Annotated in this window: 15 protein-coding genes, 1 tRNA gene and 2 pseudogenes; 8 read left to right on the top strand and 10 right to left on the bottom strand. The window is 44.7% G+C overall.

Annotation, left to right across the window (positions count from 1 at the left end; genetic code table 11):
- Window positions 1–76: 76 nt before the first annotated feature.
- A pseudogene (locus Q1A70_RS14885) lies at window positions 77–523 on the top strand (two pore domain potassium channel family protein); the annotation flags it as partial.
- Between the two features lie 92 nt (window positions 524–615).
- Here the strand turns inward: Q1A70_RS14885 and Q1A70_RS14880 are convergent.
- Window positions 616–1,185, bottom strand: coding sequence for a UPF0149 family protein (locus Q1A70_RS14880; RefSeq protein WP_299693107.1), 570 nt, complete (start codon window positions 1,183–1,185; stop codon window positions 616–618).
- Window positions 1,186–1,355: 170 nt separating this feature from the next.
- Here Q1A70_RS14880 and Q1A70_RS14875 point away from each other — a divergent pair.
- The 4 genes and pseudogenes from Q1A70_RS14875 to gltS all read left to right on the top strand — a co-directional run.
- Window positions 1,356–3,491, top strand: a pseudogene (locus Q1A70_RS14875) (ATP-binding protein); the annotation flags it as partial.
- A 379-nt stretch (window positions 3,492–3,870) separates the two neighbouring features.
- Window positions 3,871–4,320 (top strand): L-alanine exporter AlaE, encoded by a 450-nt coding sequence (locus Q1A70_RS14870; protein ID WP_299693104.1) that lies wholly within the window; start codon window positions 3,871–3,873, stop codon window positions 4,318–4,320.
- A 160-nt stretch (window positions 4,321–4,480) separates the two neighbouring features.
- A tRNA-Ser gene (locus Q1A70_RS14865) sits at window positions 4,481–4,571 on the top strand.
- A gap of 177 nt (window positions 4,572–4,748) precedes the next feature.
- Entirely contained in the window at window positions 4,749–5,963 is a 1,215-nt protein-coding gene (gene gltS / locus Q1A70_RS14860) for a sodium/glutamate symporter (RefSeq protein WP_299693101.1), read from the top strand.
- A gap of 208 nt (window positions 5,964–6,171) precedes the next feature.
- Here gltS and Q1A70_RS14855 read toward each other — a convergent pair whose 3' ends face one another.
- The 3 genes from Q1A70_RS14855 to Q1A70_RS14845 form a co-directional block, all read right to left on the bottom strand.
- A complete protein-coding gene (locus Q1A70_RS14855; RefSeq protein ID WP_299693098.1) occupies window positions 6,172–6,909 on the bottom strand; it encodes a dienelactone hydrolase family protein in 738 nt (245 codons plus the stop codon).
- Between the two features lie 251 nt (window positions 6,910–7,160).
- Entirely contained in the window at window positions 7,161–8,090 is a 930-nt protein-coding gene (locus tag Q1A70_RS14850; RefSeq protein WP_299693095.1) for a 1-aminocyclopropane-1-carboxylate deaminase/D-cysteine desulfhydrase, read from the bottom strand.
- Window positions 8,091–8,338: 248 nt separating this feature from the next.
- Window positions 8,339–10,765, bottom strand: coding sequence for a YgiQ family radical SAM protein (locus tag Q1A70_RS14845; protein WP_299693092.1), 2,427 nt, complete (start codon window positions 10,763–10,765; stop codon window positions 8,339–8,341).
- Between the two features lie 236 nt (window positions 10,766–11,001).
- Between Q1A70_RS14845 and Q1A70_RS14840 the strand changes: the two genes are divergently transcribed.
- Window positions 11,002–11,682 (top strand): hypothetical protein, encoded by a 681-nt coding sequence (locus tag Q1A70_RS14840; RefSeq protein WP_299693087.1) that lies wholly within the window; start codon window positions 11,002–11,004, stop codon window positions 11,680–11,682.
- 127 nt (window positions 11,683–11,809) lie between these two features.
- The gene (locus Q1A70_RS14835; protein WP_102480531.1) at window positions 11,810–12,010 is read left to right on the top strand and encodes a DUF4250 domain-containing protein; all 201 of its coding nucleotides are present in this window, start codon (window positions 11,810–11,812) and stop codon (window positions 12,008–12,010) included.
- 154 nt (window positions 12,011–12,164) lie between these two features.
- On the opposite strand, the gene Q1A70_RS14830 is transcribed toward Q1A70_RS14835, so the two are convergent.
- A complete protein-coding gene (locus Q1A70_RS14830) occupies window positions 12,165–13,076 on the bottom strand; it encodes a LysR substrate-binding domain-containing protein (protein ID WP_299693079.1) in 912 nt (303 codons plus the stop codon).
- Between the two features lie 280 nt (window positions 13,077–13,356).
- On the opposite strand from Q1A70_RS14830, the gene metE reads away from it, so the two are divergent.
- Complete coding sequence (metE, locus tag Q1A70_RS14825; RefSeq protein ID WP_299693076.1) at window positions 13,357–15,720, top strand: 5-methyltetrahydropteroyltriglutamate--homocysteine S-methyltransferase; 2,364 nt, start codon at window positions 13,357–13,359, stop codon at window positions 15,718–15,720.
- 101 nt (window positions 15,721–15,821) lie between these two features.
- Here metE and Q1A70_RS14820 read toward each other — a convergent pair whose 3' ends face one another.
- The 5 genes from Q1A70_RS14820 to Q1A70_RS14800 all read right to left on the bottom strand — a co-directional run bounded on the left by Q1A70_RS14820 (window position 15,822) and on the right by Q1A70_RS14800 (window position 18,361).
- Window positions 15,822–16,220, bottom strand: a complete 399-nt coding sequence (locus tag Q1A70_RS14820; protein WP_299693073.1) for a GspS/AspS pilotin family protein — start codon at window positions 16,218–16,220, stop codon at window positions 15,822–15,824.
- A gap of 1 nt (window position 16,221) precedes the next feature.
- On the bottom strand, window positions 16,222–16,518 hold the full coding sequence (locus Q1A70_RS14815) for a YciI family protein (RefSeq protein WP_299693070.1): 297 nt from the start codon (window positions 16,516–16,518) through the stop codon (window positions 16,222–16,224).
- 187 nt (window positions 16,519–16,705) lie between these two features.
- Complete coding sequence (gene yciA / locus Q1A70_RS14810) at window positions 16,706–17,104, bottom strand: acyl-CoA thioester hydrolase YciA (RefSeq protein WP_299693067.1); 399 nt, start codon at window positions 17,102–17,104, stop codon at window positions 16,706–16,708.
- A 214-nt stretch (window positions 17,105–17,318) separates the two neighbouring features.
- Window positions 17,319–17,957, bottom strand: coding sequence for a septation protein A (locus Q1A70_RS14805; RefSeq protein ID WP_299693064.1), 639 nt, complete (start codon window positions 17,955–17,957; stop codon window positions 17,319–17,321).
- A gap of 155 nt (window positions 17,958–18,112) precedes the next feature.
- A complete protein-coding gene (locus Q1A70_RS14800) occupies window positions 18,113–18,361 on the bottom strand; it encodes a hypothetical protein (protein WP_299693061.1) in 249 nt (82 codons plus the stop codon).
- Window positions 18,362–18,853 lie beyond the last annotated feature (492 nt).

The following is an 18,853-nucleotide window of genomic DNA, read 5'->3' as shown; positions in this document are numbered from 1 at the left end:
AGTACCTTTAACGATCAAAGTTAAAGGTTACGACGTTTATTGAAAGGATTGAATGAGTCGATTTAAAGACGCTTACCCTGAAGATGACATTACCTTATCTGCTGCATTGTATTGCGCGAACCGAAACCCTAAGGCACACCTTCTGGTTTATTTTAAAGACGAGGCATTGAGTGATTTATTGCATCAACATTGTCCAAACTCAGAGTGTATTCCGGCAGTGGGGGCTGAAATGCTCGCTAAAGCGGCGGTTGATCCCGGTTCTAGCGCATTGCACCAAGAGTTATTAAGCTCAACGAGAGGGATGACTCAGTATTCGACTTATTATCCTACAGGTGCTGCTCCTGTCACTGTTGCCCCGATTTTTACGGTGTTTAAAGAGAAGTATCAAGCGACGCTGATTGCAATCGATAGTGGAAGTGGGATTGAGCTTAACCCAGAGTTAAGCCAAGTTGTTAGCAGTGGAAGCAAGTTGTTTTATATTGCCGATGAGCGAATTGATGACTTCGATTGGCAGGGCTTCTAAAGCGGTGACTTCATTAAATTCTAGAAAGGCCTCGGTGAGAGGCCTTTTTGATATTTTATCTTGTTGAGCAGTTGAGCAGTTGAGCAGTTGAGCTATTGAGCTTCAGCCAGTGCGATACCGCGCTGAGTTAATCCGCAAAGCATCACAGGCACAGCATTAAAAATTTCTTCAAATTGCTCTAGACCTTCGATACCTTGCTCTGCGAGCGTCGCAATTGAAGTTTCTGGATCATAAAGCATGCTCAGTGAAAGCAATACACCACCAATTAATGCGTTGTTTTCGCTCTCTTCCGGCATCAGTGTCTCCCAGTCGTCACGGGCAATCTGCCAGCCTTGAAGTAAGCCTTCACAAAAATCGCGGGTTGCTGAGTTAACCACTTCTTCTTCATCTAAATGACAAGCTTGTGGCCAAAGCCAGGTACCTTCCATTAACTCAGGGCGCGTTTTGTTCCAAAGTGCGATGATGACTTCAATGTAGCTTTCAAGTTGCTCGCCATCAGTGAATGGTGCGACTTCTTCGCCACCCCAAAGGAACGGTAACCACTCATGAGGGGTTAATATATTAGGGGCTGCGGCCATTGCGGTAACAAAGCCGATGGTTTTATGTTCTGTGATTAGCTTTCCTTCCAGCTCTGGAAGCGCAAGAATGTCTTGTAAAGTCAAAGTGAGGTACCGTAAAGGGAATATATTTGCACTTATAGTACCAATGAACTTGTACTGATCAAGCTACAATCTAAAAAGGCTTGATGTCGTTGTTGATAAATACTAGGTTAAATATAAAAGAAAACTAACGAAAAATTATGCAGATACGGTCATCTTTAAAGAAAAAAAGCATGGTAGCGCTCAGCCTGTACCTTGCGATGTTTATTGCGATTATAGGCAGTGTGACGTATTACGTTGTAGAGTCGCCTGTCCGTGCCAAACTGCAGCAAAATCTCGATCTGCGTACGCAACTGTTATCGGCTTTGATTACTGAGCCACTCAGTAGTTCTGAAGGGTTTGTTGACAGCTTAGTGGGTTTTGCTCAGGCGCAGCACAGTGGCACAGAGGTCATCGTGTTATTTAAGTCTCTGCTCGCCGCGAGTAATGACACGATCGTCAGTGCCGGTATTTGGCCTGAACCCTATGCACTTGACTCCAAAAAGCTGCTGAACAGTTACTTTTTCAATAAAGCGGATGATGGCAAAATTGATCAGTTGTTTTCTTACAACAACCCGAAAAGCCTTCCGTATCACCAAGAGTATTGGTATAGCTCAGTCGTCAATAGAGAACAAGGAACCATCTCTTGGAGCGACGTGTATATCGACCCATACACGCATGTCCGCATGATCACCGCTTCTTCGCCTTATTATTATGAGGGAACCTTTGCGGGTGTTGCAACGGTCGATCTCTCTCTTGAGGAGCTGCTGGCCTTTATTCGAAGTCACGCGGAAGAGTATAACCTTGGCATCACATTAAGAGATAAGCTCAACCAAGTGTTGGTGACGCATAATTTTAATCTTGTTGAAGGGATATACATCAGTAATAACCAAATTGGTGAGTTTGGTTGGCAAGTCGATGTCGTCAACTCTAAGTCGTTAGTAGCAGACGAGGTGTTTCGTCAGGTTATGAGTATCGAGGGTGGTATTGTCCCGCTATTGTTGCTTTGTATTATGGCCGGTTATTACCTATTAAACCGCTATTTGATCAGGCCAATAACAACTATTTCGGCCAAGGTAGACGGATCTAGAGCAGGGGAAATCATCGATGTTAACTATATCAGTGATGATGAAATTGGTCACTTGATCAAAAGTTTCAATGAAAAGACCATTTACCTTGAAGCCGAGAAGGTTAAAGCTCAAGCATCAACTGATGCGAAAACCGCGTTCCTTGCGACTTTGTCGCATGAAATTCGGACCCCGATGAATGGCGTATTAGGTACAGCACAGATCCTACTAAAAACCCCATTAAGCGCAGACCAAGAAAAGCACCTTAAGACTTTGTATGATTCTGGCGACCATATGATGACCTTACTCAATGAGATCTTGGATTTTTCAAAGATCGAGCAGGGTAGGTTAGACCTAGATGAAACTCGCTTTCCACTCGACTCGATCATTGGCAGTATCAATAGCGTTTATTATACGCTCTCTTCTGACAAAGGGCTTCAATTTAAGGTGTACTCTGAAGTACCTATGGGTCGTTGGTACTTCTCTGATAAGGCACGCCTGCGCCAAATCCTGTTTAATCTATTAAATAATGCTGTCAAATTTACCTCGAAAGGTTTTGTTGAGGTCTATCTAAAAGAAGTGTTAGAAGGGAGCGATACCTACCTCAACATTCGAGTTCGTGACACTGGAATTGGTATATCTAAAGAAGCGCAGAAGCGAATTTTTAAGCCTTTTGAGCAAGCTGAGTCTTCAACCACGCGCCAATATGGCGGCACAGGGCTGGGGTTGGCGATAGTGAAGAAAATAGCCCAGCTGATGGATGGCAGCATTACGGTCACCAGTGAACAGGGAATTGGCACCAGTTTCGACGTCCGTATAAAGATACAGCCTTGCCAACCCGGTGAAGCTGAGCAGACCGAGAAGAAGAAGTTAGATTACTCAGGCTTGAAAGTTCTGATTGTTGAGGACAACAGGACTAATACCATCATCATCGAAGCCTTTATGAGCAGTAAGGGCTTTACCTGTAAGAGTGTTGAAAATGGTGAGCTGGCAATAAAAGCGATTGCCGAAGAGCACTTTGACTTGGTACTGATGGACAACCATATGCCAGTTATGGATGGCGTTGAAGCGACCACGGCTATTCGCGCTTTGATAGGCGACATGTCAGCAGTATTGATATTTGGCTGTACAGCGGATGTTTTCAGAGAGACTCGAGAGCGTATGTTTGGGGCTGGTATTGACTATATTATCGCCAAGCCGATTGATGAGCGTGATCTTGATGATGCGCTGTTTCGTTATTCGAATAAGTTGTACCAATATAATTCTGCAAACTTCCTGAATACCAAGAGTCATGGTGAGGGTTACAACTAAGCCGCTAAGGATTATACCCTCTCTACCTCTCTCTGCACCTCTCTCTAACATCACTACAGTGAATCGACTCATGACTCATGACTCAATAATCAGTTAATTGCAGTAATGGATTAACTGATTATTCGCCTTAATGCGATTTTATTTTGGAAATTACGGTGTTACAAATAATTTTTCAGTTGCAAATTAATAACTTGGTTAATATTTTAGAATATATAACTACTAAACTTATGCTTTAATAGCGCCTTTCTCTGGCTTGGTGCGATTGTGCCTTGTTTATGTTTTGGTAATTCATCAATATTGTGGTGATATATTTCTTTAAGGTTCTTCGTCGATGAAGTCTCGTGGTCCATTTTGTATTCGAAACGCAGCTGCGGATACATTTGCTATGGTAGTTTTCTGTTTTATTTCTGGCATGATTGTAGAAGTGTTTATCTCGGGTATGACGTTTGAGCAATCTCTTGCTTCTCGAACGTTGTCGATCCCGGTAAACATTGCTATTGCTTGGCCTTATGGTGTCTTTCGTGATTGGTTCTTACGCAACGGTGCGAAGCTATCTGAAAACTCATTGATGAAGAACGTATCTGATCTGTTGGCTTACGTTTTATTCCAGTCGCCAGTTTACGCCGGTATCTTATTGGCTGTTGGAGCTTCAGGTGAGCAGATCGTAACAGCAGTCACCAGTAACGCTATTATCTCATGCGGAATGGGTGTGCTTTACGGTTATTTCCTAGATATGTGCCGTAAATGGTTTCGGGTACCTGGCTATTGCCAACAAGCATAGTAAACGGTTGTCGTAATATTTGGTTTGTTTTTGTTCTAATCAGTTAATTTGTAATCGAACAAACCAAAAAAGGGACTTTTTTTGATAATGCCCCTTGACCAAAGCAAGCAGAATCAATAAAGTAGCGTCTCGTTGAGTGACGAATTTGACGGGAAATTGTGGAAGGATGGCTGAGTGGCTTAAGGCGCTCGCCTGGAAAGCGAGTATACGTTTATAGCGTATCTGGGGTTCAAATCCCCATCCTTCCACCACTATTCGAAACCCCAGCAGAAATGCTGGGGTTTTCTCGTTCCAGAGTGTCTATGCTTTATCTTATTCCCTTCCCTCTAGAATCGCCCTTGAAATCCCTTGATTTCTTGACCTGATTCTACACAATGAACGTTAAGCAACATTATGAATAATCTTAACTATTAGGAATCTATTGCATCATGACAGAAACCCTTGTTTCTCCATTGCTCTCCTTTACTATCGCGATCTCATTGCTGTTTGTTGGTAAAGGTTTGATCGAAAGATCTGAAGTATTGAGAAAGTACTCACTGCCTGAGCCCGTTATTGGTGGCTTTGTGTGTGCCGCGACCGTCGCGGTGCTTTACTATATTTTTGAAATTCAAATCACGTTTAGCCTCGATGTACGAGATTTTTTGCTTCTCTACTTTTTTGCTGGCATCGGACTACAAGCGGATATCAACACGTTATTGAAAGGTGGCCGACCGCTATTCATTTTGCTGTGTCTTGCCGCGACTTTTATTGTTCTGCAAAACGTCGTCGGTATGGCCGTAGCTTCAGGTTTTGGCATGGATGCGAAGGCGGGCTTGTTATCTGGCTCGGTCAGTCTCATTGGTGGTGTCGGGACAACGTTAGCTTGGGCTCCGATGTTTGTTGAAGAATTCGGTATCTCTAACGCGCTGGAACTCGGCGTCGCTTCAAATACCGTTGGCTTGATTGCGGCGTGTGTGATCGGTGGTCCAATTGCCAACTACTTACTCAATAAGCATAAAGTCAGCCCATCTAATGAAGAAGAAGTGACAGTGGGTGCGTTCCAAGAAAGTGAGGCACGCATTGAACTGAGTCATTACGGTGTTTTATGGGCATGGTTGATTTTAAACTTGACCTTAATGCTTGGTTACAGTCTCAGCGAAGTGATTGAATCAATCGGCTTAAAACTCCCAATGTTCGTAAGCTGTTTAATTGCTGGTATTTTGATTGGTAATATTGGCCGAGCACTGTTTAAGAAACGCCGTACACAAGAAAAAATAGCTCAAGGTCGTAAAGGCTTAGCCATGATCTCGGATATTTGCTTAGGGATGTTCTTAACCATGGCATTAATGGGGCTACGTATCTGGGACCTCGATGGTCTATTTGGTTATATCTCTGTCATTATGAGTATTCAGATCCTACTGTCACTGTTGTTTACCGTGCTGGTGGTCTACTACTTGATGGGAAGAAACTACGATTCAGTGGTGATATGTTCTGGCTTCGGTGGTATTACTCTTGGCTCTACAGCCACAGCGATAGTGAATATGACAGCGGTGACGAATCGCTACGGTGCAAGCCCACAAGCCTTTGTTGTGGTGCCACTGGTGTGTGGTTTCTTTGTTGATTTGATCAATGCAATTGTCATTAGTTTTTTTGTTGGGATGTAATGTGAGCAGCTTAGCTCATTGGTATAGGGAAAAGAGGCTTTCCTCATCGCCGTAGATTATTGAAAGCTGATTATAAGGCTCGAGATGCTAAGTTAGCAAATGATAGGGCGGGGCTTAGGAAGGAGTTTGTTATATCAAACAAATACTTTAAACAACCCCATTATCTCTAGGGTCATGGGGTTGTTGGTTTGGGCCTAATAGTGAGCGCTTATCGGGTGGCGGTTTCTAGTACTTGAGTAAAGCGGGCCCACGATTTTTGATCCGCCTCTTGTTGATAGTTATTGGAGCCAAAAACCGTAAACGCATGTGGCGCACCGCTGTAGGTGATCATTTCATGCTCAACTTTGGTTGTTTCAAGTTGCGCCGCGAGATGACCAAAATCTTCCATGGAGATCATTGCGTCAGCCGTACCGTGGAATACCACAACAGGGGCCTTAGTTTCAGAGTAGTCTTGCCCTTCTGGTGTTGACAAACCGCCATGGAAGGTCACATAGGCTTTAGAAGGGATGCCCGCTCGGGCAGCTTCCAATACGGCGGCTCCACCGAAACAATACCCCATCATCACCTTGTTCTCTAGGTCACCACCCAGCCTTTTGGCCTCCATTGCGCCTGCGTTGAGCAGCGTACGCATTTTGTCTCTGTCTTTATACAGCTCGCCAGTATGCTGCTTTTTATCTTTCACTTCTGTTGGGCGAATATCTTTACCGAAAAGGTCAATGGCGAATACGTTGTAACCCAGCTCATTGAGCATTTCAGAACGTTTCTTTTCGTAGTCGGTTAAACCATCCCAATCATGTATGAGCAGAACCAAAGGCGCTTGGTCACTGGCTTCACTCCAATAGCCTTCGTAGTCGATGCCGTCTATTTGGTAAGTCACGTTTTCTCCTGAAATCGCAGCAAAGGGAAGTAGAGCCGACAGTAAACTGAGTGTGGTGAACTTTCGCATGCATTATTCCTTTATATGACCAATGAATTCCAACAAAAAGTATAGATAAGTTAATGATTATCGCCTTATTTTTATCTTTTATTTGGGACTGAGAATAAAGTTAGAAAGGAGGATGCAGAAATACCAATACATAGCCAAGGTCGACAACTTTCTTGAAAAATGCCGGGACCATGACTATTTGATGAACGGATGGATACTAACGCACCAATACAAGTGCACCAATGCTGAGTAAATTACTGTGAGCAGGGTTACTACCAGGATGAGCTACTATTGCTTGCAGTCATCGCTGGATATTTACGCTGATAGCGCGGTAACATGGATTCATTGCCTAAGATGCCCCCTTGATGAATGTAGATTATGGTTTTGGTTGGATTGTCTTGTTGCCACTGCTCTAAGCATTGCCACATCAATGGATCATAAAGCAGGTCGAATTCAATATCGGTTTGCTCTTGTAGATCCAACCAAGTTTGATAATCCTGTTGGTAAAGCTTACCGAAATGGTGCTTACGTTCAAGCGGTAGGATCTGCGGGTGTTCGGTTTCGCCAAGTTCATTAAATTGCTGCGTTAAGTATTCACTACCACCAACACAAGCACAGGTTAAAACTGGGATATTGTGTAATTTTAAATATTTATGAAGATAGAGAGCTGTTGTGCCAGTGCCTGCTGGTAGCGCTACCACGAAATCATGTTTATTCTCGAAGCGAATCCAATGGAGTATTTCCATCGCTAGCTGTTTCACACCATACTCCGAAAGTTGCGAGCGTCCACCTTCTGGTAGTACTAGGCAGTGTGAATCGGGTTGGCGAATTTGCTCAATATATTGCTGCGGGTGAAGGTCCGAGCCTGTGTTTTTCACAGAAATGACGTTAGCCCCAAGCTCAATTGCGCCGCGGTAATTGCCAATTGGGCAGTCTTGTAATCTTTGAGGGAGGTGGTCGACGTAAAACTCTAGCGCCCATCCTTTGATCTTTGCCAGTGCCGCGAGTGAGAACAGTGAGTTAGCCTGTGCCGAACCATAGCTGATCAAGGTGGTGGTATCTGGCGAATCATCTTCAAGTAGCTTCATGAACTTTCTGGCTTTATTGCCACAAAAGTGGAAGTGAAGCTGATCGTCGCGCTTTAAGAAAAAGGTATGATCGTTAAATTGGTGCTGAGTTACGGGGCTATTATTTAGTTTCATCGTCGTTAGATAAAATGTTGATTAATAAATCAGCACTTTCAAATCAAAAAGGGCCATTGAGTATCTAGTAGCTAGCCCACACTGTAAACCAACTAAATCAAGTTTTCGTTGAATATCGCGCTAGATTACCCATGTATATGTTCTGCCAAGGTGAGCAGTGATTTGCTAAGATTGGCATCGGGATCCAAAACACAGCTAAATAGCTGCGTTTTGTGTTTTATTGTTGCGAATTGTATCGGTTCGCAATCTTAACGTTGTGCTGCACGTTGGCGGTTCTTGCCGTTACTCGCAGGTTTGCCACCTTGGCCATTGCCTGCTTTATTGCGGTTTGGTTTGCCGTTGCCATTAGCTTGTGATTGCTGACCACCAGGCCCTTTCTTAATGAAGCCAGTCGCTGGTTTACGGCGGTTACCACTGTTGCTACCACCAGCGTTTTGGTTGCCGTTATTGTTAGCATTACCTTGGCTACCCGTTGGTTGCTTGCCACTCGGTTTAGGCTTATTACCACCTGGCTTAGGTTTATTAGTAGTTGGCTTATGATTACGTGGACTCTCACCACCAAGGCCAGGCTGAGACTTACTGTGTTTAGTCGCAAAGCGCTGTGATCCGTGACGACCAGACTTACGTCGTTGTGCTGGCGTTTGCGCATCAAAGTCTTCTTCCGGTACCAAACAGTTTGGTTTGTCACCGATGAGGTGTTTCTTACCCATAGCAATGAGTGCTTCACGGATGATCTTCCAGTTTTCTGGATCGTGGTAACGAAGTAGTGCCTTGTGCAAGCGACGTTGACGATCCCCTTTAGGTACAGGAACATCTTCACGCTTCTTATATTTCACGCGTTTTAGAGGGTTAGTCTCTGAGTAGTACATCGACGTTGCATTACACATCGGCGATGGGTAGAAGTTCTGTACTTGGTCACACTCGTAGTTGTGCTTTTTCAGCCACAGCGCAAGGTTAAGCATATCTTCATCTTCGGTGCCCGGGTGAGCAGAAATGAAGTAAGGAATGAGATACTGTTTCTTGCCAGCTTCTGCGCTGTACTTCTCGAACATCTCTTTGAAACGATCGTAAGTGCCCATGCCCGGTTTCATCATCAGATCCAGTGGGCCTTTTTCAGTATGCTCTGGCGCAATCTTCAAGTATCCGCCCACGTGGTGAGTCACAAGCTCACGCACGTATTCTGGAGATTCAATCGCGAGGTCGTAACGTACACCAGAAGCGATCATGATCTTCTTCACGCCCGGTACTTTTCTTGCGGAGCGATACAGGTCAATGGTGTGTTGGTGGTCGGTATTGAGCTTTTCACAGATTTTCGGGAACACACATGATGGGCGACGACAGTTAATTTCTGCTTTCGGATCGGAACAACCTAAGCGATACATGTTCGCCGTTGGGCCACCCAAGTCAGAGATTGTGCCAGTAAAACCCGGAACTTTATCTTTAATGTCTTCGATCTCATCCAAAATCGATTCTTTCGAACGGTTTTGAATGATACGCCCTTCGTGCTCTGTGATTGAGCAGAACGAACAACCACCAAAACAACCACGCATAATGTTGATCGAGGTCTTGATCATGTCGTAGGCAGGGATTTTTGCTTTGCCATACATAGGATGAGGAACACGTTGGTAGGCAAGGCCAAACACGTGATCCATCTCTTCTGTTGCCAACGGGATCGGTGCTTGGTTAACCCAAAGTTCCCGGTCACCATGACGTTGAATCAAAGCGCGACCTGAATACGGGTTGGTCTCAAGGTGCAAGATACGGCTTGCATGAGCATAAAGAATACGGTCGTTGTTCAGTTTCTCAAAAGCGGGGATACGAACAGCGGTTGTTTTCGCATCGTGGCGAGAAGGACGAACAGTTATCGGCTGAGCTTTTACTTCTTCTTTTTCGTCTTTTTTAGTGTCGCACTGCGTTTCAATTTCGTATGGGTTGACCGGAACATACGCTTTGTTCGGCTTTTCAATACGCGAAGAATCGATGATCTTGAAGTCTTCAGGGGCTGCAGGAAGGTTGACCGCTGTACCACGAATATTGGTCAGCGTTGACATGTCTTCGCCGTCAGCGATGCGATGCGCCACTTCGACTAGCGCACGTTCTGCGTTACCAAAAAGAAGGATGTCAGCTTTTGCATCAAATAACACTGAGCGACGAACTTTGTCTGACCAGTAGTCGTAGTGAGCAACTCGGCGTAAACTGGCTTCGATACCACCAAGCACGATAGGTGTGCCTTTATAAGCTTCACGACAGCGTTGAGAGTAAACCAGTGTTGCACGGTCAGGACGCTTACCACCTTCATTATTTGGCGTGTAAGCATCATCGTGACGTAATTTGCGATCAGAGGTATAGCGGTTGATCATGGAGTCCATGTTACCCGCTGTGATGCCGAAGAATAGGTTAGGTTTACCTAGCTTCATGAAGGCATCTTTATTGTCCCACTTTGGTTGAGCAATGATGCCCACGCGGAAACCTTGAGCCTCAAGAAGTCGGCCAATGATAGCCATACCAAAGCTTGGGTGATCGACATACGCGTCGCCCGTTACAATAATAATGTCACAGCTATCCCATCCAAGCGCATCCATCTCCTTTCTACTGGTCGGTAAAAAGGGGGCTGTACCGTAGCACTCAGCCCAGTATTTTTTGTGTTCATGAATAGGAGTGATATCGCTGTACATACTTCAACCTCTGATTTTTGAGGCGGGAATTATAGCGGCATGCGCCTAGACTAGCCAGTAGAACATGCCCCTGCTACTTTTGGCTCTTTCGCTGTTTTACGTTTCATCTCGGTATAATCGCCATACAACAGCATAGTTGAAGCCTTGAATAACGTCGCTAATTTGTGATTTTGATTAGTGTTCGCAGTCGTTTTTGATATTATTCGCGAAAATAAGTCTGAAGAAGTAGATCCACAATGGTCGAAACGTTATTAGTACAATTTGCTCCGATGCTTTTAGGAACCCAACTGATCTTAACCCTCATCTTGGTGAAAGGGGATATTTGCCCGGGACAACGTGGCCGTATTCACAAGATGTTGCCTGCAATTGGCGTGCTGTGGCTGGCGGTTGCGTCAGTGAAAATTGAAGCCTTTCTGGTCGTGTTCGCAATCTTTTATTTCTATTCTCAAGTTCAAACCAAAAAGACGCGTGATTCTGGCCCTATGTGGGTTATGTATTTGGCGTGTGGTTTGGCGCTGTCTTACGTTGCTATTCAAGCGACTGAACAAGCAACCACAGTCGGCATCATTACTACTCTGCTGTTGGTGGTATTGTTAGGTGCTGCGTTTGGTCATTTACTGCTGACAATCGCAAGAACGCGTTTGCAAGCATTCCACCGTGTTTTGCCAGTGGTGGGTGTATTGACGGGTATGTTGGTCGTTTTGGCAACAGTCGTGAATGTTTACTCACTCTCCGAAGCTCAGTTAGAACCAGTAATTTCAACCTTGCTATTTAGCTTCGCTTTGTTGATCTCTTCTATCGTGGTGTGGTGTTGGCATCTATTGTTCATTAAGACACCTGAAAAGCTTCAACTTACGGTTTCATTGCTGATGTTATTAGCGGCTGCTGTGGGTTTAACGCCAGTTTGGGCACTGTAACTTTGGGCATCGTAACTTTGGGTATGGTACCACGTATCTGATTTAAGAAGTGTGATCTGTTTTTTAGCGTGACCTTAGTAAGCGTTCTAAACTTAATTCTAGTCAGTGTGTTCGTAAGGAGTACGAGATGGATTTAAGCAACGTCAAAAGTCTTGATAGCATTATCTTGCTAGGAATCGTGAACGAGAAACTGCGCTTAGAGTGCGACAGTTTTGAAGAGCTCATTAGCATGTATGAGATGGATATAGAAAGTGTCGTCGGTAAGCTTGATATGCTTGGCTATCAATACGACCCACTGACTAACCAGTTCAAGTCTTATCCAAGGTAAACAGCAAATTGGTGCGCCATGGTTGGTGTTCAACCCAATATCGTCCACCCATTGGTAGTGAGAAAAAAGTCACAGATTATCTGTGACTTTTTTGTTGCTGGCGTTTTGCCTATCAGGCTTCACACGGGCTGAAACTAACCCAACAATGAATCTTTTAAACAACCTTAATGCCATCTAAGTGGCTCTTACTTTGCTGCCTTGCTGTGCTAAAGAAAGCTTGCAGGAAACGTTTGTCTTTTTCTGAGTTTCTAACTGCGGCAAACAGTCTTCTTGAAAGCCCTTTACCTAACGGCTTGCTTGCGATCAAACCTTGTCTTGAAAACTCACTGATCGCCCAGTTGGGTAACGCTGCGACACCTAGACCTGCGGATACCATTTGCACTAACATCAATGTGTTGTCTGCCTGTTTCCACTTATTAGGCTCTACGCCTGCAGGTTGTAAAAAGTGCTTCACCACATCTAAACGCTGTTTTTGAACCGGGTAGGAGAGCATGGTGAGTTCGCTAAGATCTTGCGGTTCAATGCTTGATTTGTCTGCCAATGGCGAGTTAATCGCGGTGATTAGGCGCATCTCAAAATCGAAAAGCGGCTCGTAGTGAACTTCAGAACGTGGTTGAATATCAGAAGTGATGACGAGATCAAGCTCACCGGCCATTAGCGCAGGTAGTGGCTCAAAACCAAACCCTGACGAGAAGTCTAAGGCCACACTTGGCCACGCCACTTGGTACTCTTTTAAAGCCGGCATTAGCCACTGGAAACAAGAGTGACACTCGATCGCCATATGCAAGCGGCCATTCACATCCTCTTTTAGGCTCGCGAGTTCGTTTTCTGCTTTCGCGACTTTGGGCTGTATTTCATCTGCAAGTTTTAACAAGATCTCACCTTCTGAGGTGAATTTAACCGGTCTCGTTTTACGTAGGAAAAGCTGGCCGCCAATGCGAGCCTCAAGATCTTTCAATTGATGAGAAAGCGCTGACTGGGTTAGGTGAAGCGCCGTCGCCGTCGCGGTCAACGAACCACTGTCTCTCAAGGTGGTTAATGTTCGAAGGTGTTTAAGCTCTATCATGAGTATTCCTCATATTCCCTAAGCCAATTCAATATTTCTTAATGATCACCCTACGGGGTTTTTTATCATTTGTAAACGTCTGGATGTCCAGATGGTTTTAGTTTCCTAATCTTTGGCTTATTCAAGATGAATATTTTTAATAAACAAGATGAATATTTGGACGTTGTTCATTATTCCGATTGGGTAGATAGTTTAGCCATCCAGACACCTTTTTGAGTAATCATAATTACGACAGGCCGTTTGAACAGAAACTAATAATTATTGAATAAGGAACAGGTTCATGACTACGACAACGCATATTCTTGGCTACCCACGCATCGGCGAAAAACGCGAACTCAAATTCACACTAGAGAAGTACTGGCGAGGTGAGATTGACCAGTCCGAGCTTAAGCAGCTTGGCAGCGAACTGAGAAATCGTAACTGGAATGTCCAAGCCGACGCGAATCTAAGCTTTGCAACTGCGGGTGACTTCGCATGGTACGACCATGTATTAACAACGACTTTGCTTTTGGGCCATGTACCAAAACGTCACGCTGGTGGATCTGAAGAAGAGAAAGCCTTCCCGGACTTAGATACCCTGTTCCGCGTTGGTCGCGGGCAATCTCAAACACGAATACAATCTCAAAAGCAGCCAACTTGTTGTGGCGGGAAACATGGTTCAGAAAGCGCTCAAGATGGTGCTGCAGCATCTGATATGACCAAGTGGTTCAACACTAATTATCACTACATTGTTCCCGAGTTCAGTAAAGATGATTCGTTTGAAGTGAGCTGGCCACAACTGTTTGATGAAGTGAATGAAGCCATTCAAGCTGGGCATAAGGTTAAGCCAGTCCTTCTGGGCCCGCTGTCTTACTTATATCTCGGCAAAGAAGTGGAAGAGGGTTTTGATCGCTTAGCCTTACTTCCTCGTCTACTTACTGCCTACCAAGCGATTTTAGCTAAGCTCGCCAAACTGGGTGTTGAGTGGGTGCAAATCGACGAACCTATTCTGTCGCTTGAGCTTGAAAAACAGTGGGCCGATTCATTCAAATTGGCTTATCAAGTGATTCAAGGTGATGTGAAGCTGCTATTGACTACTTACTTTGATTCGGTGACAGACACTTTAGACAAAATCGTAAAACTGCCAGTAAATGGCTTACATATTGACTTAGCCGCTGCACCTCAACAGCTCGATGAAGTCGTGAGTAAACTACCAGACGAGTGGGTACTGTCTGCTGGTGTCATCAACGGACGCAATGTTTGGCGAGCAGACTTAGCTACTCAACTAGCGAAACTTCAACCAGTGAAAGAGAGGTTAGGTGATAAGCTTTGGGTGGCAAGTTCATGCTCGCTGCTGCACAGCCCAGTTGATTTAGAGCTAGAAGATTCGCTTAGCGAAGAAGTGAAAAGCTGGTTTGCTTTCGCGAAACAGAAAGTCACAGAGGTTAGCTTATTGGGTGCCGCGCTAGACGGCGATCAAAATGCCATTTTAGCGTGTGAGACTTATAGCCAACCGATTGTTACTCGTAAGAGCGCGACTCACGTAAACAAGCCGCAGGTACAGGCTCGCCTCAACACGATTACCAAAGCACTAGCAGACCGCAGCGCACCATACGCAGAACGCGCGGCGCATCAATCAGAGGTACTAGGTTTACCTTTATTGCCAACCACAACGATAGGTTCATTTCCACAGACAGGCGAGATCCGTGTTCAACGTAGCGCTTATCGCACCGGAAAGTTGAGCGAAGCGGAATACACGACCGCACTAAAAGGTCACATCGCGGATGCGGTGAAACGCCAAGAAGCCCTCGATTTAGATGTGTTGGTTCATGGTGAAGCGGAACGTAACGACATGGTGGAATACTTTGCTGAAAACCTAGCAGGCTTTCAAACCACCAAATTTGGTTGGGTGCAAAGCTACGGCTCTCGCTGCGTGAAGCCTGCGATTGTGGTGGCAGATATCGAGCGTGAGAAACCGATGACGGTGGAGTGGTCGACCTACGCTCAATCTCTGACTTCAAAGCAAATGAAAGGCATGCTAACTGGCCCTGTCACTATCCTGTGTTGGACGTTCCCACGTGAAGATATCTCACGTAAGGAGATCACTAACCAGCTAGCGTTTGCGCTGCGTGATGAAGTGTCTGACCTACAAGATGCAGGAATCAACATTATTCAGATTGATGAACCAGCGATTCGTGAAGGTTTACCATTGAAAAAACGCGACCATGCAGAATACTTAGAGTGGGCGGTGGATGCCTTTAAGATCTCAGCCGCGAGTGCCAAACCAGAGACTCAGATTCATACTCACATGTGTTACAGCGAATTCAACGGAATCATTGATTCAGTGGCGGCACTAGACGCCGATGTAATTACTATTGAGACCTCTCGCTCGAACATGGAACTGCTTAAAGCGTTTGAAGAGTTCAATTACCCGAATGCGATTGGCCCAGGTGTTTACGATATTCACTCACCAAATATTCCATCACAAGAGTGGATTATTGGTCTACTGAAGAAAGCGGCTGAGAAAATTCCGGCAGAACGCTTATGGGCAAATCCAGATTGTGGTCTAAAGACTCGCAATTGGGCAGAAACAGAAGCAGCACTCACTAACTTAGTCTCCGCGACCAAGGCACTGCGTAAAGAGTGGGAATCAGCACAAGCTTAACTATCACTAGAGCTAGGTGACTCAAAACAAAAAGCCTCGCAATGCGAGGCTTTGACGTTCATATTGTTCGAATCTCGAATCTCGAATCTCGAATCTCGAATCTAGCTGCTACTCTGGCAAGTGTCTTTGCTGATCAGCTTCTCAACCATCAGTTGTCCGCGAGTGTTACGAATTTTGATGTTGTAAGCCAAGCCCATGTCTAGGTTTGCTCTTACTTCTGAGTTGGTGCAGTAGCTATTTACACTCATACCTACAACTTGGTTTAAAGGCTTAGCACCTTGTGCATCTTGGTTGTAGATCATCATGATTTCGACGACCCCACCTTTGGCGAGTGCACGCATCACCGACAGTGGACCATACTCAACGGGTAGCCCCGCCGATAAAACGCCAGCACGGTGGTGTGCCATCATTTCCAACTGTTTTTGTTGATCTTGCTCATTCGATGAGCTACAGCCTGCGAGCAGCACTGCAAGCAGTGAACCTATAATCCATTTATTCATGTTAAAATACTTTCTTGAATGGTTTTACGATGACATCTTGGTAGACACCCGCATCAATGTACGGATCGGTGTTTGCCCATGCCTGTGCGTCTTCTAAAGAACTAAACTCGGCTATCACAGTCGATCCTGTGAAGCCGGCTTCCCCTGGGTTATCCGAATCAATGGCTGGCATTGGGCCTGCGGTTAACAGTCGGCCTTCATCGAGAAGGGTTTGTAGGCGCTCTAAATGCTGTGGTCGAACACTGAGCCGTTTTTCTAATGAATGCTCGACATCTTGGGAGAAAATTACGTACCACATATTGGGGTATCCTTATAATTCTTCACTGAATAGGGGCTTTGAAATTAACTATCTGGTTAATTTACGCGAACTGATTGGTATTGGAAGAGCTGATGATGAAAAATTGTGAGTTGGTGCGAGAGTTGTCCGGTCTTTAGCGGTTTCATCCAAACTAAAGATCATCTATATCAACGGCGAAATTAAGTGGCTATTTTTTGATTGTTCGTGGCTTGCCACTTTCATCGACGGCGACGTAATTGAATGTTCCGCCACATACCTTGTAGCGATCGCCTATCCCTTGATCAAGTACGGGCTTAACCCATACTTCCAGTTCAATATTCATCGAGCTACGGCCAATCTTGGTGCAGTCACCGTAGACACACACTACGTCACCAACCGATACTGGCTGCTTGAATTCGATGCTTGATACCGAAACGGTGACTATCTTGCCGTTAGAGATCTCTTTTGCCAATATCCCGCCAGCGAGATCGAGCTGAGCCATTATCCAACCACCGAATATTTGACCGGCAGCATTGGTGTCAGAAGGCATCGCCAATGTGCGAAGAAGTAGAGAACCAATCGGGTTTAAAGTTGATTGAATAGTCATTGTTGTACTCTTGGTGGTATTGATTATTTGAAACTAAACATAGATGCGCTAATAGGAGGGTTCACGCACTTGTCGTTTCCTTCTGTTTTTTCAGACATAAATAGTAAGCCAATGATTGTTACTATCATTGGTGGTTAACTAAATTTGGCCACCAACAATCAGTCGATTGAAAATGATTGTAGCAAAAAGCGGATGGTGACTCATCCCCTGATGATTACTTATAGTTACTATTTTTGTCTGCGGGTGGCAGTTTGGCCTCTTTTGATGAGTGCAGGTCTTTTGGCTGAGGCTTATCTTGTAGTGGGTTTTTATCGTTTGGAAGGTTCATTTCTTTTGGTAGGTTTTTATAGATATATACGCCAGTGAGCAAAGTACATGCTAAGGTTGCGATAAGAAGACCAAATACTTTGAAGTTAACCCAAACATCCAGTGGTAAATTGAAAGCCACATAAACATTGAGGATCGCACATAAGGTAAAGAACAGAGTCCATGCCCAGTTGATCTTGCTCCATACGACATCTGGCAGTATGATCTCTTTACCGATCACTCCCTTAATCGCAGACTTACCCATCAAGTGGCTGACCGTTAGGCCGATAGCAAACAAGGCATAAATGATGGTGACCTTCCACTTAATGAAGTTGTCGTCATGCAAGAAGATGGTCATACCGCCAAATACCGCCACCATTAAAAACGTGATCACCTGCATTTTTTCCACTTTTTTGTAGATGCAGTAAGTCAAAATAATTTGCACGGCAGAAGCGACAATCAAAGCCCCCGTTGCGCTATAGATGTCGTACGTTTTGTAAATGACAAAGAAAATAATAAGGGGGATGAAATCAAGAATCTGCTTCATATGGCACTGCACATCCAGTTAGCTGAGTTTCAGACAGTCTAACCAAATTTGCCTTGATGCTAAATAGCTCAAGACAATGAGGGGGCAGACCTATTGAAGTCTCTGTCTCATCAAATGGGTTAGGCTCAGCTTTATCATGATCAGTGATGAGGGTGTTAACCTGTCGAAGACGTTTGGTAGCGAGGAATCAATTTTTTGATGTCTTCCAAATAACCTTCGCTTTTTAAGTTGTCTAAGATGTTCTCTAATTCTTGTTCACTCATAGCAAAACACGTTGACTTACCAGTAGTCAGGTCAAGGTATTCATGATATTCACGTTCGGTAAAGTGGCCAACTCGGTCGAGTAACAGCGTTTTGATTCCGTGGTGAATTAAGCCGTAGTAGGTATGTCTTTGTAAGGTCATAGCCTTTCCTCCGTAACAAGCTCCCTTATTTTAATAGGCTGCCTGCTATTGTTGGTTGGGTTATCTATGAATAAGCAATTCGAATGCCAATTTGTCGGTTTGAATCGTGTATTCTCGGTCTAAAATAGAATGTTTTCTCTTTTCAATACGTTAAATGGTGGTGTGCTCGGTTCTCTGTCAGTCAATACGTCGCCGAGACAAAAGAGTTTTATTTTGAGAATCATTCTGTTCTCATTTTGACGAAATAGTGCCACGCATCCGTTTGAGGTGCTCGCTTTTGGGCTTTAAGATTGTTGATGTATCAAGGCTGATTGCCGTCAATCAACAAGCCCTAAACACCAGCGGTATTTGCTGCCGCTAAGTACTTCACGTTTGATATCTATGGTGCGGATTTGTAGGTTCGGATTGGCCATTGATTAGGGCGTGTTGATCTTTCGTGAGTATTTTTTGAACAGCATGGTAAAGAGTTATAATTTGCTTCGCCAAAAGTAA

The organism is uncultured Vibrio sp. (assembly GCF_947488985.1).
GTDB lineage: Bacteria > Pseudomonadota > Gammaproteobacteria > Enterobacterales > Vibrionaceae > Vibrio.
The sequence above is the reverse complement of the archived record's forward strand: the minus strand, read 5'-3'. Positions and strand labels throughout refer to the sequence as shown.